25 protein-coding genes and 1 riboswitch are annotated in these 26960 nt (G+C 57.5%); of the genes, 9 read left to right on the forward strand and 16 right to left on the reverse strand.

All coding sequences use genetic code 11. The annotated features are described in order from the left end of the window. Positions 1–34: 34 nt before the first annotated feature. From ftsP to BJF97_RS25160, 5 genes are all read right to left on the reverse strand, one after another. Positions 35–1447: a cell division protein FtsP gene (ftsP, locus tag BJF97_RS25140; RefSeq protein WP_004854230.1), complete on the reverse strand. Its 1413-nt coding sequence runs from the start codon at positions 1445–1447 to the stop codon at positions 35–37. 84 nt (positions 1448–1531) lie between these two features. Further along, a complete protein-coding gene (plsC, locus tag BJF97_RS25145; protein WP_004125254.1) occupies positions 1532–2269 on the reverse strand; it encodes a 1-acylglycerol-3-phosphate O-acyltransferase in 738 nt (245 codons plus the stop codon). 192 nt (positions 2270–2461) lie between these two features. Beyond that, positions 2462–4720, reverse strand: a complete 2259-nt coding sequence (gene parC, locus BJF97_RS25150; RefSeq protein WP_014226868.1) for a DNA topoisomerase IV subunit A — start codon at positions 4718–4720, stop codon at positions 2462–2464. Positions 4721–4842: 122 nt separating this feature from the next. Further along, entirely contained in the window at positions 4843–5712 is an 870-nt protein-coding gene (locus BJF97_RS25155) for an AraC family transcriptional regulator (protein WP_009651841.1), read from the reverse strand. 77 nt (positions 5713–5789) lie between these two features. Further along, the gene (locus tag BJF97_RS25160; protein ID WP_014839568.1) at positions 5790–6197 is read right to left on the reverse strand and encodes a YgiW/YdeI family stress tolerance OB fold protein; all 408 of its coding nucleotides are present in this window, start codon (positions 6195–6197) and stop codon (positions 5790–5792) included. A 150-nt stretch (positions 6198–6347) separates the two neighbouring features. Between BJF97_RS25160 and qseB the strand changes: the two genes are divergently transcribed. The 4 genes from qseB (at position 6348) to BJF97_RS25180 (ending at position 9447) form a co-directional block, all read left to right on the forward strand. Next, positions 6348–7007, forward strand: coding sequence for a quorum sensing response regulator transcription factor QseB (gene qseB / locus BJF97_RS25165; RefSeq protein ID WP_032692878.1), 660 nt, complete (start codon positions 6348–6350; stop codon positions 7005–7007). Then, on the forward strand, positions 7004–8353 hold the full coding sequence (qseC, locus tag BJF97_RS25170; protein WP_032692880.1) for a quorum sensing histidine kinase QseC: 1350 nt from the start codon (positions 7004–7006) through the stop codon (positions 8351–8353). The genes qseB and qseC overlap by 4 nt, the downstream gene beginning before the upstream one ends. A gap of 106 nt (positions 8354–8459) precedes the next feature. Beyond that, positions 8460–9041, forward strand: a complete 582-nt coding sequence (locus BJF97_RS25175) for an NAD(P)H-dependent oxidoreductase (RefSeq protein WP_014226872.1) — start codon at positions 8460–8462, stop codon at positions 9039–9041. Positions 9042–9132: 91 nt separating this feature from the next. Beyond that, positions 9133–9447: a putative quinol monooxygenase gene (locus BJF97_RS25180; protein WP_004125281.1), complete on the forward strand. Its 315-nt coding sequence runs from the start codon at positions 9133–9135 to the stop codon at positions 9445–9447. Positions 9448–9488: 41 nt separating this feature from the next. Here BJF97_RS25180 and parE read toward each other — a convergent pair whose 3' ends face one another. The 5 genes from parE to nudF are packed head-to-tail and all read right to left on the reverse strand — an operon-like array spanning position 9489 to position 13893. Continuing rightward, positions 9489–11384, reverse strand: a complete 1896-nt coding sequence (parE, locus tag BJF97_RS25185) for a DNA topoisomerase IV subunit B (protein WP_004854242.1) — start codon at positions 11382–11384, stop codon at positions 9489–9491. Positions 11385–11414: 30 nt separating this feature from the next. Then, entirely contained in the window at positions 11415–11990 is a 576-nt protein-coding gene (gene yqiA, locus BJF97_RS25190; protein ID WP_004854243.1) for an esterase YqiA, read from the reverse strand. After that, on the reverse strand, positions 11990–12817 hold the full coding sequence (cpdA, locus tag BJF97_RS25195; RefSeq protein WP_004854245.1) for a 3',5'-cyclic-AMP phosphodiesterase: 828 nt from the start codon (positions 12815–12817) through the stop codon (positions 11990–11992). Before cpdA ends, yqiA begins: the two co-directional genes overlap by 1 nt. Before the next feature lie 24 nt (positions 12818–12841). After that, the gene (locus BJF97_RS25200; RefSeq protein WP_004854247.1) at positions 12842–13264 is read right to left on the reverse strand and encodes a DUF1249 family protein; all 423 of its coding nucleotides are present in this window, start codon (positions 13262–13264) and stop codon (positions 12842–12844) included. Then, a complete protein-coding gene (nudF, locus tag BJF97_RS25205; protein WP_004854249.1) occupies positions 13261–13893 on the reverse strand; it encodes an ADP-ribose diphosphatase in 633 nt (210 codons plus the stop codon). The genes BJF97_RS25200 and nudF overlap by 4 nt, the downstream gene beginning before the upstream one ends. A gap of 195 nt (positions 13894–14088) precedes the next feature. Between nudF and tolC the strand changes: the two genes are divergently transcribed. From tolC to BJF97_RS25220, 3 genes are all read left to right on the forward strand, one after another. After that, positions 14089–15537, forward strand: coding sequence for an outer membrane channel protein TolC (gene tolC / locus BJF97_RS25210; RefSeq protein WP_032692881.1), 1449 nt, complete (start codon positions 14089–14091; stop codon positions 15535–15537). Between the two features lie 169 nt (positions 15538–15706). Further along, positions 15707–16375, forward strand: a complete 669-nt coding sequence (locus tag BJF97_RS25215) for a DUF1190 family protein (protein WP_004125303.1) — start codon at positions 15707–15709, stop codon at positions 16373–16375. Between the two features lie 5 nt (positions 16376–16380). Next, on the forward strand, positions 16381–17541 hold the full coding sequence (locus tag BJF97_RS25220) for a glutathionylspermidine synthase family protein (RefSeq protein WP_025105920.1): 1161 nt from the start codon (positions 16381–16383) through the stop codon (positions 17539–17541). A 46-nt stretch (positions 17542–17587) separates the two neighbouring features. On the opposite strand, the gene ygiD is transcribed toward BJF97_RS25220, so the two are convergent. Then, the gene (gene ygiD, locus BJF97_RS25225; protein WP_014226877.1) at positions 17588–18379 is read right to left on the reverse strand and encodes a 4,5-DOPA dioxygenase extradiol; all 792 of its coding nucleotides are present in this window, start codon (positions 18377–18379) and stop codon (positions 17588–17590) included. A 193-nt stretch (positions 18380–18572) separates the two neighbouring features. Here ygiD and zupT point away from each other — a divergent pair, with 193 nt between their 5' ends. Beyond that, positions 18573–19343: a zinc transporter ZupT gene (gene zupT / locus BJF97_RS25230; RefSeq protein ID WP_025105919.1), complete on the forward strand. Its 771-nt coding sequence runs from the start codon at positions 18573–18575 to the stop codon at positions 19341–19343. A gap of 61 nt (positions 19344–19404) precedes the next feature. Here the strand turns inward: zupT and ribB are convergent, their stop codons facing one another. Continuing rightward, positions 19405–20058, reverse strand: a complete 654-nt coding sequence (ribB, locus tag BJF97_RS25235; protein WP_004854262.1) for a 3,4-dihydroxy-2-butanone-4-phosphate synthase — start codon at positions 20056–20058, stop codon at positions 19405–19407. 105 nt (positions 20059–20163) lie between these two features. Next, positions 20164–20315, reverse strand: a riboswitch (FMN riboswitch). Positions 20316–20435: 120 nt separating this feature from the next. Between ribB and ubiK the strand changes: the two genes are divergently transcribed. Then, positions 20436–20717, forward strand: a complete 282-nt coding sequence (ubiK, locus tag BJF97_RS25240) for a ubiquinone biosynthesis accessory factor UbiK (RefSeq protein WP_004854265.1) — start codon at positions 20436–20438, stop codon at positions 20715–20717. Positions 20718–20770: 53 nt separating this feature from the next. Here the strand turns inward: ubiK and glgS are convergent, their stop codons facing one another. The 4 genes from glgS to BJF97_RS25260 form a co-directional block, all read right to left on the reverse strand. Continuing rightward, entirely contained in the window at positions 20771–20980 is a 210-nt protein-coding gene (glgS, locus tag BJF97_RS25245) for a cell surface composition regulator GlgS (protein WP_004854266.1), read from the reverse strand. A gap of 273 nt (positions 20981–21253) precedes the next feature. Then, the gene (gene hldE, locus BJF97_RS25250; RefSeq protein ID WP_014226884.1) at positions 21254–22687 is read right to left on the reverse strand and encodes a bifunctional D-glycero-beta-D-manno-heptose-7-phosphate kinase/D-glycero-beta-D-manno-heptose 1-phosphate adenylyltransferase HldE; all 1434 of its coding nucleotides are present in this window, start codon (positions 22685–22687) and stop codon (positions 21254–21256) included. A gap of 58 nt (positions 22688–22745) precedes the next feature. After that, positions 22746–25580: a bifunctional [glutamate--ammonia ligase]-adenylyl-L-tyrosine phosphorylase/[glutamate--ammonia-ligase] adenylyltransferase gene (gene glnE, locus BJF97_RS25255; protein ID WP_032692882.1), complete on the reverse strand. Its 2835-nt coding sequence runs from the start codon at positions 25578–25580 to the stop codon at positions 22746–22748. 23 nt (positions 25581–25603) lie between these two features. After that, positions 25604–26902: a CYTH domain-containing protein gene (locus tag BJF97_RS25260; protein WP_032692883.1), complete on the reverse strand. Its 1299-nt coding sequence runs from the start codon at positions 26900–26902 to the stop codon at positions 25604–25606. Positions 26903–26960: the final 58 nt, after the last annotated feature.

Below are 26960 nucleotides of genomic sequence, written 5' to 3' on the forward strand. Positions count from 1 at the left end.
CAATCCCGGCCGCATGGAACCGGGACAGAATAAATTACGGCGCCGGATTCACCAGAATCTGGCCAATGGAGCCCCGGTCGGCAAGCTCCAGCGTCTGGCTTAAATACTGGAACGGGAAGTGCGGCCAGGAGGGCTGATTGTAATAGACCAACAGTTCAACCTGGCCGTCGATCCAGACGGTATCCTTCCAGCCGCGATCTTCCGGGAACGGCGCGGAGCCGTTGACGTTACGCACCTGGAACATGACGCCTTCAATATGGAACGACTGCGGCCGATCGGCGCGCACAATCCAGCGCTCCCAGGTGCCCTGCTGCGCCGTAATATCGATACGCTGCGGATCCCACAGCTGACCGTTGATCCCCGGATCGTCGCCAAGGGTGATCTCACGGCTGCGAATCGCCGCGCCGGCCAGAATTTCCGTCGGCAGCAAACGCACGGGCAGACTATCGGTCACCAGCGGCAGCAGGCCCGTCGGGCGCAATGTCAGAATCAGCGTGGAGATCAGAATGCTCGACGGTTCGAAGAAGCCGCGAATACGATCGACGATGCTTGCCGCTTCCCCGCAGGTGATCGACACTTCATCGCCGTTGGTCATATCGACCAGAATTTCTCGACGCTCGCCCGGCGCCAGCGACAGCTGCTTCAGCGAAACCGGCGCGGGCAGGAGCCCCTGGTCACCGGAAATCACGTGCAGCAATCGGCCATCGCTCATCTGCAGCTGATAGCGACGGGAGTTGGATGCATTCAGCAGGCGCAGGCGCACCCAGCCGCGCGACACCTCAACGAAAGGCCCCTGTACGCCGTTCACCAGCAGCGTATCGCCCACGAAACCACCGCTACCGGGCTCGCTGTATTCAGGCGTACCGAAGTTATCCAGACGCTTGTCCTGAATAATCACCGGAAAATCATCCACGCCGTAGTGATTGGGGATCGGCAGATTCTTACTGACATCATCTTCCACCAGCCACATGCCGGCCAGGCCGTTATAGACCTGTTTTGCCATATGGTTTGGGGTGTTGGCCTGATACCACAGGGTCGCCGCGCTTTGGCGGATTGGCAGTACCGGCGCCCAGTCGGCGTTAGCGGACATCATGCGCGCGGCGCCGCCGATCAGCGGACCGGGGACCTGCAGACCACGGATGGTCATCGCCACGTTTTCCGTCAGGCGGTTGCTGTAGATCAGCTTGACATCGTCGCCGTTCCAGACGCGAATGGTTGGCCCCATATAGCGACCGTTAATCCCCCACACCGAGGCGCGGGTACCGGGCGTAAACGACCAGTGCGCGCGCTGTAGCGTCAAGAATAGCGGCTGCCCGCGGCGGGACTCCAGCAGAGGGGGGATCGGCAGCGCAGGCTGCTGGCCAGCGGCCTGTGCCTTCAGCGGCGCGGCGCCCGCGCACAGCGCTACGCCCGAAGCCTTAATGAACTGACGCCGACTGAGTGACATATTAACTCCATGAAATACTGACTAATTAATAAGGGAATTCGTTTCCCGCCAGCAATCCGCGCGCTGTTTGCGGCGTTTCCTGTGTTATTTCTTTGCGGCCGCTTCGCGTTCGGCAACTTCTTTATCCAGCTCAGCGATTTTCGCGGACATCAGCTCGCGGCAGTGCGTGGCCAGCGCGCGAACGCCCTCTTTTCCATACTGGCTGGTATCTACCGGCGGCAGCATTTCTACAATCACCAGACCGTTATTCAGGCGATTGAGATTAATTTTATTCGATGTATTAGACACGCACACCGGAATAATGGGCACGCCAGCCGCGACAGCAGCATGAAAAGCGCCGGTTTTAAAAGGCAGCAAACCGCGGCCGCGGCTGCGGGTCCCTTCCGGAAACATCCAAAAAGAGATATTGCGCTTTTTAAATGCGTTCACGACTTCGGCAATAGTGCCATGCGCCTTTGCCCGGTTATTGCGATCGATCAGCAGGTTCCCCGTCAGCCAGTAGAGCTGGCCGAAAAAGGGGATCCACGCCAGGCTCTTTTTACCCACGGTCACGGTCGGCGGCTGCACGATATTTGATGCCGTCACCATATCATAGTTATTCTGGTGGTTAGCGATATAGATAGCGTTGCCGTAGCTTTCCGCGTCGGCTGGCTTGCGCAGCTCGACTTTCAGGCCGAAGACCGGCGACAGTTTGCCAAACAGGTGGCCGAAGGTGGCGACGTGCTTAGGGTTACGCGGGCTGAACAGACAATAAATACAGCCGAAGATGCAGACCAGAATACAATAGATGACAACGATAATTAGTCGAAAAATAAATAGCATAGCTACCTCTGAAACCCAAACCGCTTAGAATTATACTCGCTGTTTCGCAGATTGCAGGCATCGGGCATCATTGCAAAGCGCGTTGCGCATCTCGAATGACGCTGGCGGATATTGTTCATCGCAATGCCTGAATAAACAACGATTTTGCGGTAAATATTAACCTCCCCCGCCGAACCGCGGGGGAGGATGTTCCTACTCTTCGCTATCGCCCGCGGAGGCGCGACGCGGTGAATCAATCTCCACCCGGTCAATTTTCTGTAGTCCGCGCATCAGAGAGCCGCGGCGGCCGCGCTCGCCGGTGACTTTTTGCAGCTCTTCCGGGCGTAGTTTGATTTTCCGTTTGCCGACGTGAATCGTCAGCGTACTTTGCGGCGGCAGAACGAACAGGTGCGCCAGGCCATCCTGGCCCGCAGCCGCTTCCGCCGACGGAATACTGATGATCTTGTTACCTTTGCCTTTCGACAGCTGCGGCAGGTCGCTCACCGGGAACATCAGCATGCGGCCGGCTGCGGTAATGGCCAGCAGCATATCGGACTCATCCTCAATCACCAGCGGCGGCATTACGTGCGCGTTATCCGGAAGGCTAATCAACGTCTTACCGGCACGATTGCGCGCGACCAGATCGTTGAAAGTACAAATAAACCCGTATCCTGCGTCGGAAGCCAGCAGCAGTTTTTGGTCATCGGCCTCCATCAGCATATGTTCTACCGTCGCCCCCGGCGGCAGGGTCAGCTTACCGGTGAGCGGCTCGCCCTGTCCGCGTGCGGACGGCAGGGTGATAGGGTCAATCGCGTAGCTACGCCCGGTGGTGTCAATAAAGACCACCGGCTGATTGCTCTTCCCTTTCACTGCGGCTTTAAAACTGTCGCCCGCTTTATAGTTCAACCCCGGCGCGTCGATATCGTGGCCTTTGGCGCTGCGCACCCAGCCGCTCTGCGACAGAACGATGGTGACCGGCTCGGACGGCAGCATATCGTGCTCGCTCATCGCTTTCGCTTCTTCACGCTCGCGCAGCGGCGAACGGCGATCGTCGCCAAAGGCGTCGGCGTCGGCCTGCAGCTCTTTCTTCAGCAGGTTATTCATTTTGCGTTCAGACGCCAGAATGGCCTGCAGATGGTCGCGCTCTTTCTCCAGCTCGTTCTGCTCACCGCGAATCTTCATCTCTTCCAGCCGGGCGAGATGGCGCAGTTTTAATTCCAGAATCGCTTCCGCCTGGGTTTCGCTGATGCCAAAGCGCGACATCAGGGCCGGCTTAGGCTCATCTTCGTGACGGATAATTTCGATAACTTCATCGATATTCAGAAACGCCACCAGCAAACCTTCCAGGATATGCAGGCGCTTAAGGACTTTTTCCAGACGGTAGCTGAGACGACGGCGCACGGTATCGCGGCGGAAAGTCAGCCATTCCGAGAGGATTTCCAGCAGATTTTTTACCGCCGGACGGTTATCGAGCCCGATCATATTCAGGTTGATACGATAGCTCTTTTCCAGATCGGTCGTCGCGAACAGGTGGTTCATCACCTGCTCCATATCCACGCGGTTAGAGCGCGGGACGATCACCAGGCGAGTCGGGTTTTCGTGATCCGATTCGTCGCGCAGGTCATCCACCATCGGCAGCTTTTTGTTGCGCATCTGGGCGGCGATCTGCTCGAGCACGCGGGCGCCGGAAACCTGATGCGGCAGCGCGCTGATCACCACCGCGCCGTCTTCTTTCGCCCACACCGCGCGCATCCGCACCGAACCGCGGCCATTCTGGTAGATTTTGCGGATCTCGGCGCGGGGGGTGATGATTTCCGCTTCGGTCGGGTAATCCGGCCCCTGTACGATATCCAGCAGATCGTCCAGCGAGGTCTGCGGTTTTTCAATCAGGGTAATGGCCGCCTGAGCGACTTCACGCAGGTTGTGCGGCGGAATATCCGTCGCCATGCCGACGGCAATGCCGGTAGTGCCGTTGAGCAGAATATTAGGCAAGCGCGCAGGCAGCATCTTCGGCTCCTGCAAAGTGCCGTCGAAGTTCGGTACCCAGTCAACGGTGCCCTGCCCCAGTTCGCTCAGCAGCAGTTCAGCATACTTCGACAAACGGGATTCGGTATAACGCATCGCGGCGAAGGATTTAGGATCGTCCGGTGCCCCCCAGTTCCCCTGACCGTCAACAAGCGGATAGCGGTAAGAGAAGGGTTGCGCCATCAGCACCATGGCTTCATAGCAGGCGCTATCGCCGTGCGGATGGTATTTACCCAGCACGTCGCCGACGGTGCGGGCGGACTTTTTGAACTTGGCGCTGGCGTTGAGACCCAGCTCAGACATCGCATAGACGATGCGACGCTGGACCGGCTTCAGGCCATCGCCAATAAACGGCAGCGCCCTGTCCATGATGACGTACATGGAGTAGTTCAGGTAGGCGTTTTCCGTAAATTCATGCAGCGCAAGGCGCTCTGCCATATCGCTCATTAATCGTGAATCCTCAATCTGCGTACCGGCCGTTCGGACGGCAAAACTACCGGCGATAATACCCTATCTGACGCCCTGAGTCACAGGGCGTTAGGCTGGTTGAGGAATTCAGTGGACATCCTTCATTTCAGCGGAAGATAAACGTCCGTCTGCAGCTCATGCTCACCGACTTCATGCACGAAAGTGAGGTAGCGAAAGAAAACAGGGAAATCGCGCAGCGACTCTCCCGATGCGGGCAGCCAGTCGCGATAAAGAAACCAGATGCTCTGCGCGAGCGTGTCCAGAGATCCGTGATGACGCACCACTGCGCAACGTCCGCCGGGGATCTCGCCATTCACCACGCCGAAGCTGTTTTCCGGCACCGGCTGGCTGACCGTACCGCCAATATCGAAACGAAAATCGTCAGCCGGCGTGGCCGCGGGGTCGTCCCAGGAGATTCCCCAGGTTGCGCAGCTGGCGACCGGGGACAGACCGCTCACCTTGCGCCAGGCGATAAACTTCGCGGCGGTCTCATTGACTAAATCAGGGTTGCCGCGATGCCGCAGCCTCGCGATCTGAGTGGTAGGTAGCTGGATTATTTTAACATCCATCGGGTGTTGCTCCTGTAGCGTATGTTTCGGCACGCGTCGATGCCATTCCAGCCAGTCCGGCTGTTGACGGAACTGGCTGGGGCTTTGCGCGAAAGCGCTGCGGAAGGCACGGCTGAACGACTCAGGATTCTGGAACCCCGCATCAAGGGCAATATCGATAATCTTTTCCTGTGGATTAAACGCCAGTCGCCAACAGGCGCGACGCAGACGTAGCCACTGGATATAGCGATAGAGCGGTACCCCGCTATAGGCGCTGAATTGCCGGTGAAAATGATACGGCGAGCTGTGGGCTATCGCACTAAGCGTCTCCAGCGACAGCGGCGTGTCCAGATGGCGTTCAATGTACAAGCACACTTGCTGAAAACGCCCGGCAAAGGCCGGGCTTACCTGAGTATCGTTCATCGCATCCTCCCGGAAACATACTCTGACAGAGCGAGGAGTGCGGTTCCTGACCGATCTTGCTTAAGATGATAAGAAAATTATGGCGTGATTTTACGAATCTGCTTTACGTCGATTTCCACTGAGTTCCAGTCTTTATCCACTTCACCCTGAATCTCTACCGTATCCTGCGGGGTCACGGTCACGCCGTTCCAGCGCTTGTGATCGATATCGACGTTCACGGTGCCGGAGCTGTCCTGGAATTTATACAGGTCGTCGGAAATACGCTCCACGATTTTACCGCGCAGGGTCACCCAGGTATCGTCACGCAGGCTTTTCGCATTCGCAACCGTCGTTACGCTCCCGTTCGGGCCAATGAACCCGCCGTTTTGCGTGGTCGTCTGGCTGGTTTGCGTCGAGCCGGGTCCGGAAAATCCGCCCTGCCCGGCGGCCAGTACCGGCATGGAAACTAAGGCGATGATAGCGGTCATTGCGGCGATTTTCTTCATGATGTGTTCTCCCTTTGTGTTTATATCGTCACTATTACACCGGGCAAAACTTAACGAGTTCTTAAGCGGAAAAAATAAATTTTATTCCTGTACAGCGCGCGCCGCAACGCGCTTTACTGCGGGAATATCCGAGGGACACAGGAGCAGAAAATGCGCATTTTACTGGTGGAAGACGACAAACTGATCGGCGACGGCCTTAAAACCGGACTGACCAAGCTGGGCTTCAGCGTCGACTGGTTTACCCGCGGCGAAGAGGGCAAAGCCGCGCTGTACCACGCCCCTTACGACGCCATTATTCTGGACCTGACCCTGCCCGGCATCGATGGGCTGGATATTCTGCGCGAATGGCGCGACAAAGGCCGCCACGAACTGGTACTGATCCTCACCGCCCGCGACGCGCTCAGCCAGCGCGTTGAAGGGTTACGTCTCGGCGCCGATGACTACCTCTGCAAACCTTTCGCACTGGTTGAAGTCGCCGCGCGTCTGGAAGCGCTGATGCGTCGCGCCCACGGCCACAGCAGCAGCGAGCTGCGGCACGGCAATGTTGTTCTCGATCCAGGCCGACTCACGACCACGCTAAACGGCGAGAGCCTGCCGCTCAAGCCAAAGGAGTTTGCTCTGCTGGAACTCCTGATGCGCAACGCCGGACGCGTGCTGCCGCGTAAGCTGATTGAGGAAAAGCTCTATAGCTGGGATGACGATGTCTCCAGTAACGCGGTAGAAGTGCACGTCCATCATCTGCGCCGTAAGCTCGGCAGCGGCTTCATTCGCACCGTGCACGGCATCGGCTATACCCTGGGGGATGCATGAAACGACTGGGTAGACTGAGCCTGCGCGTCCGCCTGACGCTGCTTTTTCTGCTGCTGACCAGCGCCGCCTGGGGCATTGCCAGCCTTGTGGCCTGGCAACAAACCGCCGACAAACTGGATAAACTGTTCGATACCCAGCAGCTGCTGTTCGCCCGCCGCCTGAGCGCGATGAATGTTGACGAACTCCATACCCTCGCTCCGCAGGTACGGGAGCAGAAAAAGGTCAAACATGGCCATCTCGATGACGATGCGCTGGCTTTCGCTATCTTTACCGCCGATGGCAAAATGGTGCTTAACGATGGCGAAAATGGCCAGGATATCCCGTGGGGTAACCATCGGGAGGGGTTCAGCGATGGCTACCTGCGCGGCGACGATGACGAGTGGCGCTTCCTGTGGCTTACCACCCGCGACGGTCGCCATCGTATCGCCGTCGGTCAGGAGTGGGATTACCGCCGCGAGATGGCGCTGGATATTGTCACCTCCCAGCTTACTCCCTGGCTGGTTGCGCTGCCGCTGATGTTTTTGCTGCTCATCGTGCTGTTGAGCCGGGAGCTGGCGCCGCTGAAAAAGCTGGCCACCACGCTGCGCGCCCGGGCGCCGGACTCCGCCGAAACGCTAAATAGCGAGAACGTGCCCAGCGAAGTTCGCCCGCTGGTCGACGCGCTAAATCAGCTCTTTACCCGGACGCATGACACCATGATCCGCGAGCGTCGCTTCACGTCCGATGCCGCCCACGAGCTGCGCAGCCCGCTGGCGGCGCTGAAGGTGCAGACCGAAGTGGCTCAGCTCTCAACGGACGATCCGCAAGGGCTGGATAAAGCGCTAGCGCAGCTTCACCAGGGGATCGATCGCTCCACTCGCCTGGTCGACCAGCTGCTCACCCTGTCGCGTCTGGATTCGCTGGCGCAGCTGGACGATCTCCAGACTATCGCCCTTGATGAACTGCTGCAGTCGGCGGTCATGGAGATGTACCACCCCGCCCAGCAGGCCGGCGTTGAGCTACGCCTGCACCTGAACGCGAAAAACATCACGCGCACCGGCCAGCCGCTGCTGCTGAGCCTGCTGGTGCGCAATCTTCTGGATAACGCCGTGCGCTATAGCGCCGCCGGAAGCCAGGTCGACATCATCCTTGATGCGGGTGAATTTCGCGTACGCGATAACGGCCCGGGCATCAGCGCCGAGGCCCTGACGCGCATCGGCGAGCGCTTTTATCGCCCTCCCGGCCAGGAACAGCCCGGCAGCGGCCTTGGGCTCTCCATCGTCAAACGCATCGCCGCGCTGCACGGGATGACGGCCAGCTTCGACAACGCCCGGGACGGCGGATTCGAGGCGCGCATTCGCTGGTAGCGGCATTATTGCTAAAAAAGCAAAAGTCTTTGCACATTTTGCTCATTTTACCGCTTTGCCCTGCGGGGTAAAATTAGCCTCAAAATTGAAAAGTTGAGGATAAAAAATGAGCAACATCCTGATTATTAACGGTGCGAAAAAATTCGCCCACTCTAACGGCCAGCTGAACGACACCCTGACCGAGGTCGCGGATGGTTATCTGCGCGACGCCGGGCATGATGTTAAGGTCGTCCGCGCCGAGAGCGACTACGACATCAAAGAAGAAGTGCAGAATTTTCTCTGGGCAGACGTGGTTATCTGGCAGATGCCGGGCTGGTGGATGGGCGCACCGTGGACGGTGAAAAAGTACATTGATGATGTCTTTACCGAAGGTCACGGCGCGCTGTATGCCAGCGATGGCCGCACCCGCTCCGACGCCAGTAAGAAATATGGTTCCGGCGGCCTGATTCAGGGGAAAAAATATATGCTGTCCCTGACCTGGAACGCGCCGATGGAAGCGTTCACCGAGAAAGATCAGTTCTTCCACGGCGTTGGCGTCGACGGGGTATACCTGCCATTCCATAAGGCCAACCAGTTCCTTGGGATGAGCGCCCTGCCCACCTTCATCGCCAACGATGTGATCAAAATGCCCGATGTTCCGCGTTATACGGCAGAATATCGCAAGCATCTGGCGGAAATTTTTGGTTAACTGTAGTGAGTTATGAAAAGACGACAAGCGCGGCTCATTTTAGCGGCGGCTTGAAGTATGATGAGAATATACAGAAGGAGTTGAGTTAACCATGTTGACAGTGATCGCTGAAATTCGCACTCGTCCGGGCCAACACCATCGTCAGGCGGTGCTGGATCAGTTCGCAAAAATTACCCCGACCGTTCTCCAGGAAGAAGGCTGCCACGGCTATGCGCCGCTGGTGGATCACGCCGCTGGCGTCAGTTTTCAGACTACTTCACCGGATTCCATCGTGATGGTCGAGCAGTGGGAAAGCGTCGCGCATCTTGAAGCGCACCTGCAGACGCCGCACATGAAAGCCTACGGCGAAGCCGTGAAAGGCGACGTGCTGGAAATGAATATTCGTATTCTTGAAGCGGGTATTTAAGCAAGCAAACGACATCGGCCGGTTTCCCGGCCGATTTTTTATTATCCGTCCAGCTCCGCCAGATCGCCCTTCTCCTGCAGCCAGTTACGCCGATCTTCAGAACGCTTCTTCGCCAACAGCATATCCATCATGGCGGTCGTCTGCTGCTCGTCTTCATCGTTGATAATCAGCTGTACCAGACGGCGGGTATTCGGATCCAGCGTGGTCTCGCGCAGCTGCATCGGGTTCATCTCGCCCAGCCCTTTAAAGCGCTGCACGTTCGGCTTGCCTTTCTTGCGCTTAAGCTGCTCCAGCACGCCGGTTTTCTCTTCTTCTGTAAGCGCGTAATACACCTCTTTGCCGAGGTCGATACGGTACAGGGGCGGCAGCGCCACGTAGACGTGACCCTGCTTAACCAGCGTGCGGAAGTGCCTGACAAACAGCGCGCACAGCAGCGTCGCGATGTGCAGGCCGTCGGAGTCGGCATCCGCCAGAATACAAATCTTGCCGTAGCGCAGCTGGCTCAGGTCGTCACTATCCGGGTCGATACCGATGGCGACGGAAATATCATGCACTTCCTGGGAAGCCAGCACCTCATCGGAAGAGACTTCCCAGGTGTTCAGGATTTTACCTTTCAGCGGCATGATCGCCTGATACTCGCGATCGCGCGCCTGCTTGGCCGATCCGCCCGCCGAATCCCCTTCCACAAGGAACAGTTCGGTTCGGTTCAAATCCTGGGCGGTACAGTCCGCCAGCTTGCCGGGCAGCGCCGGACCGCTGGTCAGCTTTTTACGCACCACTTTCTTCGCCGCGCGCAGGCGACGCTGGGCGCTGGAGATCGCCATTTCCGCCAGCAGCTCTGCCGACTGAACGTTCTGGTTCAGCCACAGGCTGAAGGCGTCTTTGACCACCCCGGAAACAAACGCGGCGCACTGACGGGAAGAGAGGCGCTCTTTCGTTTGCCCGGCAAACTGCGGGTCCTGCATCTTTACGGACAGGACGTAGGCGCAGCGCTCCCAGATATCTTCCGCCGACAGCTTCACGCCGCGCGGCAGAATATTGCGGTATTCGCAGAACTCGCGCATGGCGTCCAACAGCCCCTGGCGCAGGCCGTTAACGTGGGTACCGCCCTGCATCGTCGGGATCAGGTTGACGTAGCTTTCGGTCAGCAGTTCACCGCCTTCCGGCAGCCACAGCAGCGCCCAGTCAACCGCTTCGGTATCGCCGGAGAAGGTGCCGACGAACGGTTTTTCCGGCAGCAGCGGCAGGCCGTTAACCGCTTCGCTAAGATAGTCGGTCAGACCATCGGCGTAGCACCAGCGCTGTTCGCTGTCGTTAACCAGATCGCGGAAAACAATCTCTACGCCCGGGCAGAGAACGGCCTTGGCCTTTAATAAATGAGAAAGGCGCGAGACGGAAAAACGCGGGCTATCGAAAAAGCTTTCGTCCGGCCAGAAGTGCACGCTGGTCCCGGTATTGCGCTTACCGCAGGTACCGGTCACGTGGAGATCTTCCACTTTATCGCCGTTTTCAAACGCGATGCTGTAGACCTGGCCGTCGCGGCGCACGTTCACCTCAACGCGTTTCGATAAGGCGTTGACCACCGAAATCCCTACGCCGTGCAGGCCGCCGGAGAACTGGTAGTTCTTATTGGAGAACTTCCCCCCGGCGTGCAGGCGGCAAAGAATCAGTTCAACTGCCGGAACCCCCTCTTCAGGGTGGATATCCACCGGCATTCCGCGTCCATCGTCGATGACTTCCAGCGACTGATCGGCGTGGAGAATCACCTCCACGCGTTTCGCGTGACCGGCCAGGGCCTCATCCACGCTGTTATCAATAACTTCCTGACCAAGATGGTTTGGACGTGTGGTATCAGTGTACATTCCCGGACGGCGGCGAACCGGCTCTAGCCCGGTGAGTACCTCAATGGCATCAGCGTTATATGAAGATTGCGTCATGGTGTGTATTCGTAGGTCGTTCCGAACCGCTCAGCGCAGGCCCAGAAAATCGATAATCTGAGTGAAATGATCTTCAAAGCCAACAAATGCGTGATTACCGCCCTCCTCTACCGTTTGTCGGCAGGAGGCGAAATAATCCACGGCCTGGCGGTAATCAAGCACTTCATCACCCGTTTGCTGCAATAACCAGATTAAATCCGGCGCTTCCAGCGGGTCAATTTGCATGACCTTGAGATCGTAAATATGGCGAGACTCTAGCACATATTGCTGCCCCGTGTATGGATTCTCATTGGGGCCAAGGAAATTGTTCAACAGTTCAAACGGGCGCACCGCGGGGTTCACTACCACGGCGGGCAGCATAAAGCACTGCGATAGCCAGGTCGCGTAATATCCCCCCAGCGACGACCCGACAACGCCCAGCGGTTCACCGCCATGCTCCAGCACGATAGACTCCAGATGCTCAGCCGCCTGCGCGGGATAAACCGGGAGCTCCGGTATCACCATCGAGATGTCAGGATAGGTCTGCGCCAGCCACGCTTTCAGCGCAGTCGCTTTTGCCGACCGAGGCGAGCTGTTAAAACCATGCAGATAGAGAAGCGTAGACATCAGTATCCTTCTGAAGCGATATCCGGGTGAAATTTCACGCCTTCGAGGCGGCAAACTTCAGTGGTCAATGTGCCGTCAGGATGCAGTTCCAGCCAGCGCCAGCCTGGGGAGACGGTATCGAGCGTGAAGTTCGCGCAGTGCGGTTTAAACTGCACGCAGGTAGATGGCGTGGCCATCATGCGCCGTCCGTTCCAGTCAAGATCCAGCTCCTGGTGAATATGGCCGCAGAGCAGATGCTTAACGCGAGGAAAAGCGGCCAGCGCGCAATCAAGCGCCCCGGCATTGCGCAGGCTATGCTGATCCAGCCAGCTACAGCCTGACGGCATGGGGTGATGGTGCAACAGCAGCAGCGTATACCGCTGCGGAACTTCGGTCAGCTTCTGCTCAAGCCATTCCAGCTGGAAATCGCTCAGCTCGCCGTGCGGCACGCCGAACACCTGGCTATCCATCAGCAATACTTGCCAGTGGTCGCCCAGCAATACGCGTTTAGCGGGAGAGATGCCGGATTCCTGCAGCGTGCTGTACATTGCCGGTTGAAAATCATGATTACCCGGTAGCCAGACGCAGGGTGCAGTAAAACTCGCGATGCCTTCAGCAAAATGCTGGTAGGCCGCGGCAGAGTGATCTTGCGCCAAATCGCCTGTAGCAACGATCAGGTCGCACTCTCGCTGTGAGGCGTGGATCGCATCCAGTACGGCCTGATAGCTTTCCCAGGTATTGATACCTAACAGCGTTTCATGTTTTTCAGCAAACAGGTGAGTATCGGTAATTTGTAATATCCTGACTCTGGCCTCACCAGCCAAAGGTAGGTTTAACAGGCTTTCCAAATGGTGTCCTTAGGTTTCACGACGCTAACAAACCGGAATCGCCATCGCTCCATGTGCAAAACAGTATCGCAGCCAATCGGCCAGAAACTGATTAATTTGATGCTTTTCGTCGCGTTGATGCAACTTTTTATTAGGATAATCATACCGCGCTTTAAAGCGAAAGATCTGCTGACTTGAACACACTTCAGCGACCATTGCATCGTGATAGAGCCGTACCGTCATTGACGGCAGACTCCAGTAGCTCACCGACGGCGCCGTCTGTTCAATCGCCACTAACGTAGTGTAGCGGGTCGATTCGACGATGGTTAATCGGTATTGCGCGTTGCCCACCTGGTAACTCACCTTTTCTCCCGCTGCATCCGTTCGCGGCAACAGGCGGCGCAGCTGGGCAAAGTTGGTTTCACACAGGCGCATCATTTCAGGAAAGTCAGGCGTATAACGCTTCATTTTGTCCACTCGTTTCGTAAATTGTGATAATGCAGTTGCAGCCATTGCAGCGCGATGACAGAGGCTGCGTTGTCGATTTTCCCCTCTTCCACCCATCTGTAAGCCTGTTCCCGGCTCACCACATGAACGCGAATATCCTCGTTTTCGTCGGCCAGTCCATGAATTCCTTTTGCCGTCGTTGCATCGACTTCACCCACCATAATAGACAGCCTTTCGCTGGTGCCGCCGGGGCTGGCCAGGTAGCTCAGGACCGGTTTAACCCGGCCAACAATAAGCCCGGCCTCTTCCACCGCTTCACGACGGGCGACATCTTCAGGAGATTCGCCTTCTTCTATCATACCGGCGACCATTTCGAGCAGCCACGGGCTCGCGCTGGTATCATACGCCGCAATACGGATCTGCTCGACGAGCACAACTTCATCGCGTACCGGGTCAAAGGGTAGCAAGACTGCGGCGTGGCCGCGCTCAAAAATTTCGCGGGTCACTTCGCCGCTCATCCCACCGTTGAACAGGCGATGGCGAAAACGATATAAATCGAGCGAAAAAAAACCGCGATAAAGCGTTTCGCGTGCAATAATTTCTACATCGTTTTTAGAGAAGGTAATCCCCTGCTGATTGACGTCGCTCATTTCGATATCCTGTAGAACATGAAGTTATGAATTTATAGGCGGTGTGGCTACCGTTTTACGGCTCGTATGCTAGATTGGTGCAAATTACCGCCCCATGGCACATAACGCCAACTTTTTACGGTAACAGACTCTATACAATCAGTGATTATTTTTAGAATTTGAGTAGCGCTAAATGCTTCACAACAAGGAATGCAAATGAAGAAACTCTTTCCCATCCTTATCGGCCTGGGCCTGACTGGCTTCAGCGCCATGAGCCAGGCTGAAAACCTGCTGCAGGTTTATCAGCAGGCGCGTGTCAGCAACCCTGATCTGCGTAAATCAGCAGCCGATCGTGATGCCGCATTCGAGAAGATCAACGAAGCGCGTAGCCCGTTATTGCCACAGCTCGGTCTGGGTGCAGATTATACCTATACCAGCGGCTTCCGTGATGCTAAAGACCAGAATTCCGACGTCACCAGCGGATCGCTGCAGCTCACGCAGGTTCTGTTTGATATGTCGAAATGGCGTGCGCTGACGCTGCAGGAAAAGAACGCCGGCATTCAGGACGTCACCTATCAGACGGATCAGCAAACGCTGATTCTGAACACCGCGACGGCCTATTTTAAAGTGCTGGCCGCGATCGATACGCTCTCCTATACCGAAGCGCAGAAACAGGCTATTTACCGCCAGTTAGATCAGACCACCCAGCGCTTTAACGTTGGCCTGGTGGCGATTACTGACGTACAGAACGCCCGTTCGCAGTACGATGCCGTGCTGGCGAATGAAGTCACCGCGCGCAACGACCTTGATAACGCCGTAGAAGGGCTGCGTCAGGTGACCGGCAACTACTATCCGGAGCTGGCCTCGCTGAACGTTGATGGTTTTAAAACCACTAAACCATCGGCGGTGAACGCGCTGTTGAAAGAAGCGGAAAACCGCAACCTGTCGCTGCTGCAGGCCCGACTCAGCCAGGACCTGGCGCGCGAGCAAATTCGCCAGGCGCAGGATGGGCATCTGCCGACCCTGAATTTAAACGCGTCCAGTAGCGTATCTAATAACAGCTACAGTGGTTCTAAAAACACCACGCAGGACAGAGATATCGGGCAGAACCAAATCGGCCTGAACTTCTCCCTGCCGCTGTATCAGGGCGGGATGGTGAACTCCCAGGTTAAACAGGCGCAGTACAACTTTGTCGGCGCCAGCGAGCAGCTGGAAAGCGCGCATCGTAGCGTGGTGCAGACCGTTCGTTCCTCTTTTAACAACGTGAACGCGTCCATCAGCAGCATCAATGCCTACAAACAGGCCGTGGTGTCTGCCCAAAGTTCACTGGATGCCATGGAAGCCGGTTATTCAGTGGGTACGCGTACCATCGTCGATGTCCTGGACGCGACCACCACGCTGTATAACGCAAAACAGCAGCTGTCCAACGCGCGTTATAACTACCTGATTAACGAGCTGAACATCAAGTCCGCGCTCGGTACGCTGAACGAGCAGGACCTGGTTGCGCTGAACAACACGCTGGGTAAAGCGATTCCGACCTCGCCGGACAGCGTGGCGCCGGAAAATCCGCAGCAGGATGCCAGCGCTGACGGCTACAGCAACACCGTCGCGGCAAAACCGGCGTCCGCACGCAGCACCAGCGGCAGCAATCCGTTCCGCCAGTAATTAAGCTTGCGCACTCCACGCTTCGCTTACCCCGCGGGTAAGCGAAGCGTTAAACGTAAGGCAACGTAAAGATCCCCCGCTTTCCGCCCCTATTCGCTTCATTTTCCACCACTCATCCTCTATCCTGAGCGTTAACAAAACGCATACCACTGGGTCCAGGAAGACAAACATGAAACGGACAAAAAATATTAAACACGCCTCCTTCCGCAAAAGCTGGAGCGCTCGTCATTTAACTCCCGTTGCGCTCGCCGTGACGGCGGTATTTATGCTCGCCGGCTGTGAACAAAGCGATGAAACGGTTTCTCTGTATCAAAACGCCGATGACTGCTCTGCCGCTAACCCGAGCAAATCCGCAGAGTGCACCACCGCTTACAACAACGCGCTCAAAGAAGCGGAGCGCACCGCGCCGAAATACGCCTCCCGTGAAGATTGCGTCGCCGAATTCGGTGAAGGTCAGTGCCAGCAGGCGCCGGCTCAGGCAGGCATGGCTCCGGAAAACCAGGCCCAGGCGCAAAGCAGCGGCAGCTTCTGGATGCCGCTGATGGCGGGCTACATGATGGGCCGGATGATGGGCGGCGGAATGGGCGCTCAGCAGCCGCTGTTCAGCTCAAAAAACCCGGCCAGCCCGGCCTATGGTAAATACACCGACGCGGGCGGTAAGAGCTACGGAGCAGCGCAGCCGGGCCGTACCATGACCGTGCCGAAAACTGCGATGGCGCCAAAACCAGCCACCACCAGCACCGTGACGCGCGGCGGGTTTGGCGACTCGGTCGCTAAGCAATCAACCATGCAGCGTAGCTCAGCAAGCTCCTCTTCTTCACGCTCGATGGGCGGCTAAGCGACATGGAAAGAATCAGCATTACCGAGCGCCCGGACTGGCGCGAAAAGGCGACAGAATATGGCTTTAACTTTCACACCATGTACGGCGAGCCGTACTGGAGCGAAGAAGCCTATTACAAACTGACGCTGGCGCAGGTTGAAAAGCTTGAAGAGGTCACCGCTGAGCTGCATCAGATGTGTCTGCAGGCGGTGGAAAAAGTCATCGCCAGCGATGAGTTAATGGCCAAATTTCGCATCCCCAAACACACCTGGGGCTTCGTACGCCAGTCGTGGAAAACCCATCAGCCCTCGCTGTATTCGCGTCTCGATCTCGCGTGGGACGGCGTGGGTGAACCGAAGCTCCTCGAAAACAACGCCGATACGCCGACGTCTCTCTATGAAGCGGCATTCTTCCAGTGGATCTGGATGGAAGATCAGCTGAACGCCGGTCAGCTGCCGGCGGGCAGCGATCAGTTCAACAGCCTGCAGGAGAAGCTGATCGATCGCTTTGGCGAGCTGCGCGAGCAGTTCGGCTTCCAGCTGCTGCATATGGCCTGCTGTCGCGATACCGTTGAAGACCGCGGTACCGTGCAATATTTGCAGGACTGCGCCGCAGAAGCGGGCGTGGCAACCGAGTTCCTCTACATCGAAGATATTGGTCTCGGCGAAAAAGGCCAGTTTACCGACCTGCAGGATCAGGTGATTGGTAATCTGTTCAAGCTCTATCCATGGGAGTACATGCTGCGCGAGGTGTTCTCCACCAAGCTGGAAGATGCCGGCGTGCGCTGGCTGGAGCCGGCGTGGAAGAGCATTATCTCCAACAAAGCGCTGCTGCCGCTGCTGTGGGAGATGTTCCCCAACCATCCGAACCTGCTGGCCGCTTATTTCAGCGAAGATGCGCATCCGGAGCTGGAGAAGTACGTTATCAAACCGATCTTCTCCCGCGAAGGCGCTAACGTCTCTATCGTGGAGAATGGCAAAGTGCTGGAGGCGGTAGAAGGGCCGTACGGTGAAGAGGGCACCATCGTCCAGGCGTTCTATCCGTTGCCGAAGTTTGGCGACAGCTACACGCTCATCGGCAGCTGGCTGATTAACGACCAGCCTGCCGGAATTGGCATTCGCGAAGACCGGGCGCTGATCACTCAGGATCTGTCACGTTTTTATCCGCACATTTTCGTCGAGTAACAGCAAACCCCGGCGGCATTGTTTACTGCCGGGGTTTTATCTATTTTCAGGCGCCAATGACCACCGACAGCATGCTCAGGGAGCCCATTTCCATTCCTTCAACCGGAATCGTAATCGGCTCTTCACCGTCCCAGGCGCCCAGCACGTACAGCAGCGGCAGAAAGTGATCGGCCGTCGGGTTCGATAACGATCCGCCTTCATGCGCCAGGTAATTCACCAGCGGATGTTCCGCTACGGGACCTTTCCAGTCCAGGTTCGCCTTCACGTAGTCATTAAACGACGCCGCCCAGGGATAAGGTGTATTTTCGCCGTGCCAGCGTGCGGTACGCAGGTTATGCACCACGTTGCCGCTTGCCACCAGCATAATGCCCTCATCGCGCAGCTGAGCCAGCTTACGCCCCATTTCGAAATGCCATGCCGCGGGCTTCGTACTATCAATACTCAGCTGTACCATCGGAATATCGGCATCGGGATACATTTTAATCAACACGCCCCAGGAACCATGGTCAAAGCCCCAGGCTTCTTTATCCAGCGTCACCGGCACCGGCGCCAGCAGCTCGACCAGACGCTGGGCCAGCTCAGGCGAACCCGGCGCCGGATAATGCGTATCGTAGAGCGCCTGGGGAAAACCGCCAAAATCATGAATCGTTTTCGGCGCCTCCATCGCGGTCACTCCTGTACCGCGAGTGAACCAGTGCGCGGAGATCACCACAATGGCTTTAGGCCGCGCCAACGTCTCGCCCAGATGCCGCCAGGCGCGAGTATAGATGTTATCTTCCAGCACGTTCATCGGGCTACCGTGACCTAAAAACAGCGCGGGCATGCGGGTACGGGACATAGTGATATCCTTTATTAAGAAAGTTGATGTATTTACATTACGCTCTTTCTATGGAGGATAAACTCAGATAAGCATGATGATGATCGTCAGAAAATTTGAATGTAAGCGGCGGTAAAGAGTGAATCCGCGCGCTCGCGATCGTCAATGGATCACGATACTCTTAATAAGAATCATTTTCATAAGGAGGTGAATGTTGTCCTCACCCGTCATTTTGACCCTGCTGGCAGGGAGCGCTACCTTTATTGGCGCCATTTTCGGCGTTATCGGGCAGAAACCCTCGAATCGCTTACTGGGGTTCTCGCTGGGATTCGCCGCCGGGATCATGCTGCTGATTTCGTTGATGGAGATGCTGCCCGCCGCGCTGGCTACCGAAGGCATGTCCCCCCTGCTCGGCTACGGCATGTTTATTATCGGCCTTCTGGGCTACTTTGCGCTTGACCGCATGCTGCCTCACGCCCACCCGCAGGATCTGATGTCTCCCGGCATTTCCCGCCCGCGTAACCTGCGCCGTACGGCGATTTTACTGACCTTAGGCATCAGCCTGCATAACTTCCCCGAGGGCATTGCGACCTTCGTGACGGCCAGCAATAATCTCGAGCTGGGCATGGGGGTCGCGTTAGCCGTTGCGCTACACAACATCCCGGAAGGACTGGCGGTAGCCGGACCGGTATATGCCGCTACGGGCTCCAGAAGTAAAGCGGTGTTCTGGGCGGGTCTTTCCGGCATGGCGGAAATCTTCGGCGGCGTGCTGGCCTGGCTGGTGCTGGGCAGCGCGATATCCCCGGTGATGATGGGCGCCGTTATGGCCGCGGTTGCCGGTATCATGATTGCGCTGTCGGTTGATGAGCTTATGCCGCTGGCGAAAGAGCTCGATCCACAAAGCAACCCGAGCTATGGCGTGCTGTGCGGGATGTCAGTGATGGGATTAAGCCTGGTGGTTTTGCAAACGGTGGGCATTGGCTAAACAAAAGCTAAAAACAATGAAGCCCACCATAAGGCAGGCTTTATTCAGCAACCAACTGCAATCAGCTGGCTTTACGCTCGTGTTCGCGACGGTAGGCCACTAAATCTTCAATCGTGACCACTTCCATATTGTGCTGCTGAGCAAACTCGATGCACTGCGGCGCACGCGCCATAGAGCCGTCGTCGTTGGTCAGTTCACACAGTACGCCCGCCGGTTTGAGGCCAGCCAGCGTGACCAGATCGATGGTTGCTTCAGTATGGCCGCCGCGGGTCAGAACCCCGCCCGGCTGCGCGCGCAGCGGGAAAACGTGTCCAGGGCGGTTCAGGTCGGACGGCTTCGCGCCATCGGCAATTGCCGCGCGCACGGTGGTCACGCGGTCAGCGGCGGAAACGCCGGTGGTCACGCCTTCAGCGGCTTCGATGGTCACGGTAAAACCGGTACCGTAGGCGCTGGTGTTGTTCTCAACCATCATTGGCAGGTCGAGCTGTTTACGGCGATCTTCCGTCAGGCACAGGCAGACAATGCCGCTGCCGTGGCGAATGGTCAGCGCCATCTGCTCAACGGTCATGGTTTCAGCGGCGAAAATCATATCGCCTTCGTTTTCACGGTCTTCATCGTCAAGCACCATCACACCGCGGCCTTCGCGCAGTGCATCCAGAGCACGTTCTACACGTTCAAAAGCGGTACCAAAAGAGGAAAGTAGCGTCTGATTCATGGTAAAAAAACCTCATTAATTGTATGGTTACCAGAATCAGGGCAGTCTTAGGAGCGCCGGTTTAGCGGCAAAAGTCAACGCAAGCGGGTACAAACCCGACTGAGCCGTTACTCTCTCCCATCCGGACTCTAACCGTCGGCCCCGGAATTACACCGGATCTGCTGACCTTTCTGCATTTGCAGAAAGCGCTCGCGGGCTTTCAACGCTATGGTTGATTTACCGCCGGTGGGGAATTTCGCCCCGCCCTGAGAATAAGCAAAGCAACTATAACGCTATTGACTATCGTCGGCAATGCATAAGCTTCAAACATTTATGGTTTATAGGCGCCGACGATCGCACTACAATGAGCGGATAACCGACCAGAGCAGGAAACCACCATGATTGACCCGAAAAAAATTGAACAAATCGCCCGTCAGGTTCATGAATCAATGCCGAAGGGGCTCCGCGATCTGGGGGAAGACGTGGAGAAAAAAATCCGTCAGGTGCTCCAGTCGCAGTTAACTCGCCTGGACCTGGTAAGCCGCGAAGAGTTCGACGTGCAGACGCAGGTGCTGTTGCGCACGCGTGAAAAGCTGGCGCTTCTGGAGCAGCGTCTTAACGATCTGGAAAACCGTTCGCCGAGCGCGCCGGCAGCGCCGGACGTCGAAGAGAAGCCGTAAAACAAGCAACGGGCCGTCAGGCCCGTTGTCGTATCTGTACTGCGGTAAGTAGATTAGTGCTCCAGCTCCGCTTCTGGCGTCATGGTTTTATTCGCCTGGCGGCAGTAAAGTTCATAGCGTTGACAAAACCATTCGCGATGCGCTTCATCCATATTACCAACAATGGCCTGAAGATCGACGGGCTGACCTTGTGCGTTCATTCTGGCGAAGCTCTGGGCCAGAAAATCAAAATTCTTCATTAAATACATATCGTTTTTCTTCATACGCATACTCCTTCAGCCGTTGGTGTTCTGATTGGTCATATGCTTTTTACTGACTTCAGTATTTATCCTTACCTTAGCTTTTTTTGTACGAAAAATGCGCCTCAAATGGCGATTTGTTGAGCCAAATCATTTATGCCGTCATTAAATAAAAAGAGGCCCGCGATTAGGCGATCGCGGGCCTCTTTTGTCCTGTTTTGCAGCGTTATCGCCGGTTACGCCTCGGTTAGCGCGGTAATTCCGGACATACCGCCGCTACGGTGCGAAGAGAAAACATTACTGTTTGTTATCTTTCTGGATCTTCTTGATGATGTTGGTCGTCGAGCAGCCATCTTCAAAGTTGAGCACCAGCACCTCGCCGCCGTTTGCCCAGACTTCTTCGCTACCGGCGATCTGTTCCGGCTTATAGTCGCCGCCTTTTACCAGCAGATCCGGCAGAATTCCGGCAATCAGCCGCTGCGGGGTATCCTCTTCAAAAGAGACCACCCAATCGACAGCTTCCAGCGCGCCCAGCACGATCATCCGCTGATCCAGCGGGTTGACCGGGCGAGAGTCGCCTTTCAGACGCCGGGTTGACGCGTCGCTGTTCACCGCAACGATCAGCCGATCGCCCAGCTTGCGCGCGTTAGCCAGGTAGGAAACATGGCCCGCGTGTAAAATGTCGAACACGCCGTTGGTCATCACCACTTTCTCGCCGCGCTTGCGCGCCGCGGCAACCGCCAGCTTCAGCTCTTCTTCGCTCATCACGCCAAAACCGGTCTCGGAGCGCCCGCGCACCGCGTTCTCCAGTTCGATAGGCGAAACGGTAGAGGTACCGAGTTTACCGACCACGACGCCCGCCGCCGCGTTGGCAAAGTAGCAGGCCTCTTCCAGAGTGTTGCCGGAGGCCAGCGTCGCCGCCAGCACGCCGATGACCGTGTCGCCCGCGCCGGTAACATCATAGACTTCCTGGGCCTGAGTGGGCATATGCAGCGGCGGTCGCCCCGGCTGCAGCAGCGTCATCCCCTGCTCGGAACGGGTCACCAGCAGCGCCGAGAGGTCAAAATCGGCGATGATTTTCATCCCGCGCTCAACGATCTCTTCTTCATCCTTACATTTACCCGCGACCGCCTCAAACTCTGAGAGATTAGGCGTCAGCAGGGTGGCGCCGCGATAGCGTTCAAAATCCGTACCCTTCGGGTCGATAAGCACCGGAACGCCCGCGTCGCGAGCCAGCTTAATCATGGTCTGGACGCTGGTCAGAGCGCCTTTGGCGTAATCAGACAGCACCAGCGCGCCAATGGAGCTCAGCGCCTGCTGAATACGCTCGTGCATCGGCTGCGGATCGACGCCGGAGAAACCCTCTTCAAAATCGAGACGAATCAGCTGCTGGTTGCGCGACAGCACGCGCAGTTTGGTAATCGTCGGATGGGTCGGGACGGACACAAAGTCGCACTTCACGTTGACGTCGGCCAGCGCCTTGCTTAACGCGCGGGCGGCATCGTCAATCCCGGTCAGGCCAACCAGACGAGAGGTCGCGCCGAGCGACGCAATATTCATCGCCACGTTTGCCGCGCCGCCAGGACGTTCTTCGATATTTTCCACCTTCACCACCGGCACCGGCGCTTCCGGCGAAATACGGCTGGTGGGACCATACCAGTAGCGGTCCAGCATCACATCGCCAACCACCAACACTCCTGCACGTTCAAACTCTGGCAGCGTTACTTTCATTCCTCTCTCCTGCGAGACGCAAACTTTGCGCGCGATAATAGCACACCCGGTTTTTTAGTTAAGCCATCAACCACTTCTGCCAGCTGGCGCTGACCTGTTCACGCTCCTGGCTAAACGCTTCTGGCGCCACGTTCCCCGGCTGCTCCTGCAGCGCCAGGTGATGGAGCGCATCGCGCAGCGTGGTGTAAGCGTGAGTTAACGCCCTCGCCTCTGCCTCGTCCATAATGTCGTTCTGCGCCAGCAGTTCCAGAATACGGACGTTATCGGACCAGCGCGTGAGCTTCGGTTTATCACTGGCATAGCGTAGGACCAGATACTGGGTAATAAATTCAATATCCGTGATACCCCCGGCATCGGCTTTAATATCAAAGCGATCGTGATGCTTATTCCCCAGGTGAGCGCGCATTTTTTCGCGCATTTCCCGCACTTCGGTCTGCAGTTTTGCGCCTTCTCGCGGGGAAGTAAGAATATCCCGACGAATGGCGTCAAAGCGCGCCTGTAGCTCAGGATCGCCATACACGACGCGGGCGCGAACCAGCGCCTGATGCTCCCAGGTCCATGCCTCATTTTGTTGATAATCAGCAAAGGCATCGGCGGTGGTCACCAGCATGCCCGCCGCGCCAGAAGGACGTAAGCGAGCGTCCACTTCGTACAGAATGCCCGACGAGGTGCGAGTGCTGAAAAGATGCATGATGCGCTGCGCCAGCCGCAGATAAAACTGACGACCGTCGATTTCGCGCTCGCCGTCGGTCATCACCTCCATCGGACAATCGTGGAGGAACACCAGATCGAGATCGGAACTGTAGCCCAGCTCCCAGCCCCCCAGCTTACCGTAGCCAACCACCGCAAAACCGCGCCCCTGGCGATCGTGCAGGTGCGTCGGCTGCCCGTAGCGGGCCACCATCTGCAGCCAGGCCTGCTGGACCACCGCGTCAATCATCGCCTCCGCCAGCCAGGTTAAGTGATCGCTCACTTTCATCACCGGCAGGGTTCCGGCGATATCGGCCGCGGCGATATGCAGCAGCTGCGCCTGCTTAAACTGGCGCAGCGCCTCCAGCTGCTGCTCTTCATCATCTTCCGGTACGCGCAGCAGATACTGGCGCAGTTCATCGCGATAGGCATCGGTGGCCGTCGGCTGATAAAGCGTATTCGGGTCCAGCAGCTCGTCCAGCAGCAGCGGATGGCGAGCCAGCTGGCTGGCGACCATCGGCGACGCCGCGCACAGGCTAATCAGGTGCTTTAACGCGCCGGGGAATTCGCTCAGCAGCTCCAGATAGGTTGTGCGGGTGACAATCCCGGTGAGCAGCGGCGTAATGCGCGCCAGCGGCACCGGGGCATCCGCGCGCGAGCAGATTTCGCTGAGCAGATGCGGCATGAGCTGGTCGAGCACCTGACGGCCGCGCGGGCCAATCGTGCGCCGGTCCAGCTCTTTACGAAAATCGACGATCAGCGCCAGCACGCTGCGGCGATCGCTGTCGGCGAGATGCGCCAGCGCCGGGCTGGTATCATCCTCCTGCAGCGCGTCCTGCCACAGTTCGCGCCAGTACTCTTCAAGCTGTTCATCCGGCGACTGGGTTTCATCGTCGCCGATCAATTCATTAAACACGCGCCGCACGTTGGCCATCTGCTCCGCCAGCCGCGCGCTGAGCGTATCCCAGTCGGCAGCCCCCATCCCCCAGGCCAGCCGTGCGCGATTAAGTTCATCCTGCGGCAGGGTTTGCGTCTGCTCGTCGTTGATGCTTTGCAGCAGGTTTTCCAAGCGACGCAAAAACAGATAGGCTTCGCGCAGCCTCTGCGCATCCCCTTCCGGCAGCAGGTGCAGCTCTTCGATGGCGGCCAGCGTCGGCAGCAAAGCCCGCTGTTGCAGCATCGGTTCGCGTCCGCCGCGAATCAGCTGGAAGACCTGGACGATAAACTCCACTTCGCGGATGCCGCCCGCGCCGAGCTTGATATTGTCCTTCAGTCCCCGACGGCGCACCTCACGGGCGATCATTCCCTTCATGTTACGCAGAGACTGAATCACGCTGAAATCAATATAGCGGCGGAAGACAAACGGCCGCAGCATGGCGCGCAGCTCGCTGGCGTAAACGCCATCGTTATCGCCCATGATTCGCGCTTTCACCATCGCGTAGCGCTCCCAGTCGCGCCCCTGCTCCTGGTAATAATCCTCCAGCGCGGCAAAGCTCAGCACCAGCGGGCCGCTGTCGCCAAACGGGCGCAGGCGCATATCAACGCGGTAGACAAAGCCATCCTGGGTGGGCTGATCCAGCACCTTAATCAGGCGCTGCCCGAGGCGGGTAAAAAACTGGGCGTTGTCCAGCTCGCGACGGCCGCCGCGCGTGGCGCCATGCTCCGGCCAGGCGAAAATCAGATCGATGTCGGAGGAGAAATTCAGCTCGCCGCCGCCGAGCTTGCCCATCCCGAGGATCAGCAGCGGCTGCGGCGTACCTTCAGCATTACACGGAGTGCCCCATTCACGGCAGCAGGCGGCGTATAGCCAGTCGCGCGCGGCGACGATTAAGGTCTCCGCCAGCGCGCTTAGCTGCTGCAGGCTGCTCTCTTCGCTGACCAGCGATAGCGCCTGGGCCCAGGCGATACGCACCATGATCCGACGGCGAAACTGGCGCAGCTCGCGCATCAGCGCGGCTTCATCATTGACCTCGGCCAGGCGAACCTGCAGCCAGTCGGCATAGTGATGCCACTCCTGCGCCTCGGGGGGCGCACTTTCAAGCTCCGCCAGCCACTGCGGCTGCGCGATCAGACTCTGTTCGACGAAATCGCTAAAGGCCATGACCGATTGCGCCCGATCGCTCAACGTCGATACGGGAAAATCCGCTGGTAGCCGGCCTGCGACCGTCTGCCAGTGCTGCTGTAATTGCGAAGAAAGCGGCATCTTAGGGGCTCCCTGGCCTGAAATTATCGTTTTCCACTATGCAGCCAGAACGGCTCCGCGGCCAGCGCCTGGCGACGAAAATATTCGATAACGCTGCTGTCGTTATGCGCAACCGCCCGGCGGGTTTCTTGCCAGTTTTCCAGCCACGGCGCGGCAGCGTCGATATAAGCGCCGGATAGCAGCTGAACGGTGTCAATTTCACGGGTCAGGCGCGGAAGCTGATCGACATAACCGTCAGCGGACGGCTGGCGGAAGGCGTTTTTCAGCTCCGCCGCCGCTCTGGAGAGCTGAATATCCGCGAAGCGTTTAAACGAACCGGCAATTTTCTGCTCTCCGGCTGCGTTCAGGAAGGGACGCCAGCCGCGGTTTATCAGCAGATCGGTGAGCGTCAGCTTGGCTCTGACGGTCGCCACGCTGAAAAGCGCCGCCTGGGCGGTTTCGGCCTCCGCCAGCGCCGCCTCAGCTTCGCTCAGACGCTCACGCAGCAGCGTGGTGGCCTTGCGCGGGACAATACCGCCAAACAGCACCAGCGCGTGCCGCACGCGGGCAATAGCGTGCAAAATCTCTGCTTTCGCTTTTGCATTGCCGCGATTGAGGAGTTCATCATGATACAGCCAGTGCGCCAGCGCGCTTTCCAGCGCCGCTTCCAGACCCTGCTCGACGCTGGCCTTCGGCGCGACGCGAAGGATCGTTAACGCGGTCAGCGGACGTTCTTCATTGCCCTGCGCCAGATGATAACCGCGCGCCGCCTTGCTCAGGCTGCCCTGACGCAGTACGCCGGTATCCAGCAGGCGACGGGCAAGGGTCAGAATGTCCTGGGTAGTACCGGACAGCAGTTCCAGCTCCAGTTCACAAATCGGTTCCTGATGCTCGCCGGCTTTAACTTCGCCGCGGTCAAGCGCAATTTCAATTTCGCTGTCGCCTTCTTTGACCACCCATCTTTCACGCTCAAAATCGGTGCTGAAAAGCGGCTGTACGTTCTGTGCGAGCGCCGCCGGCAGTTCCCCCTGCGGCCAGACCTCAGCCGGCAGTTTCTCCAGCGCCAGCTCCGGCGTGTCCAGAGGAATGTTGTATTCCGGACGCTGATGCAGGCCGCCGACGACACGCCCGGCAATTTTCAGCGTCATTTCATAGCGCCCCTGGTCGCCGCGAATGCGCAGCCCCATGTCGTGGCGGCGCAGCCAGTTATCCGCCGTTTCATAGTAAATATTCAGCAATTGACCCGCTGGCGTATGCTTTGCCTCCAGCGCGTTGAGGTGCTGACGCAGCGCGTCAACGCCATCCTGAGCGACGATAAACTTTAATTCGATTTCTTGAGCCATGACTGAATTCTTCCGCTTATATGCTGTGCCGGGAAATTGCGGCGAACTAACAACGATA

The sequence above is a fragment of the Klebsiella sp. LTGPAF-6F genome (assembly GCF_001753185.1).
GTDB lineage: Bacteria > Pseudomonadota > Gammaproteobacteria > Enterobacterales > Enterobacteriaceae > Klebsiella > Klebsiella michiganensis.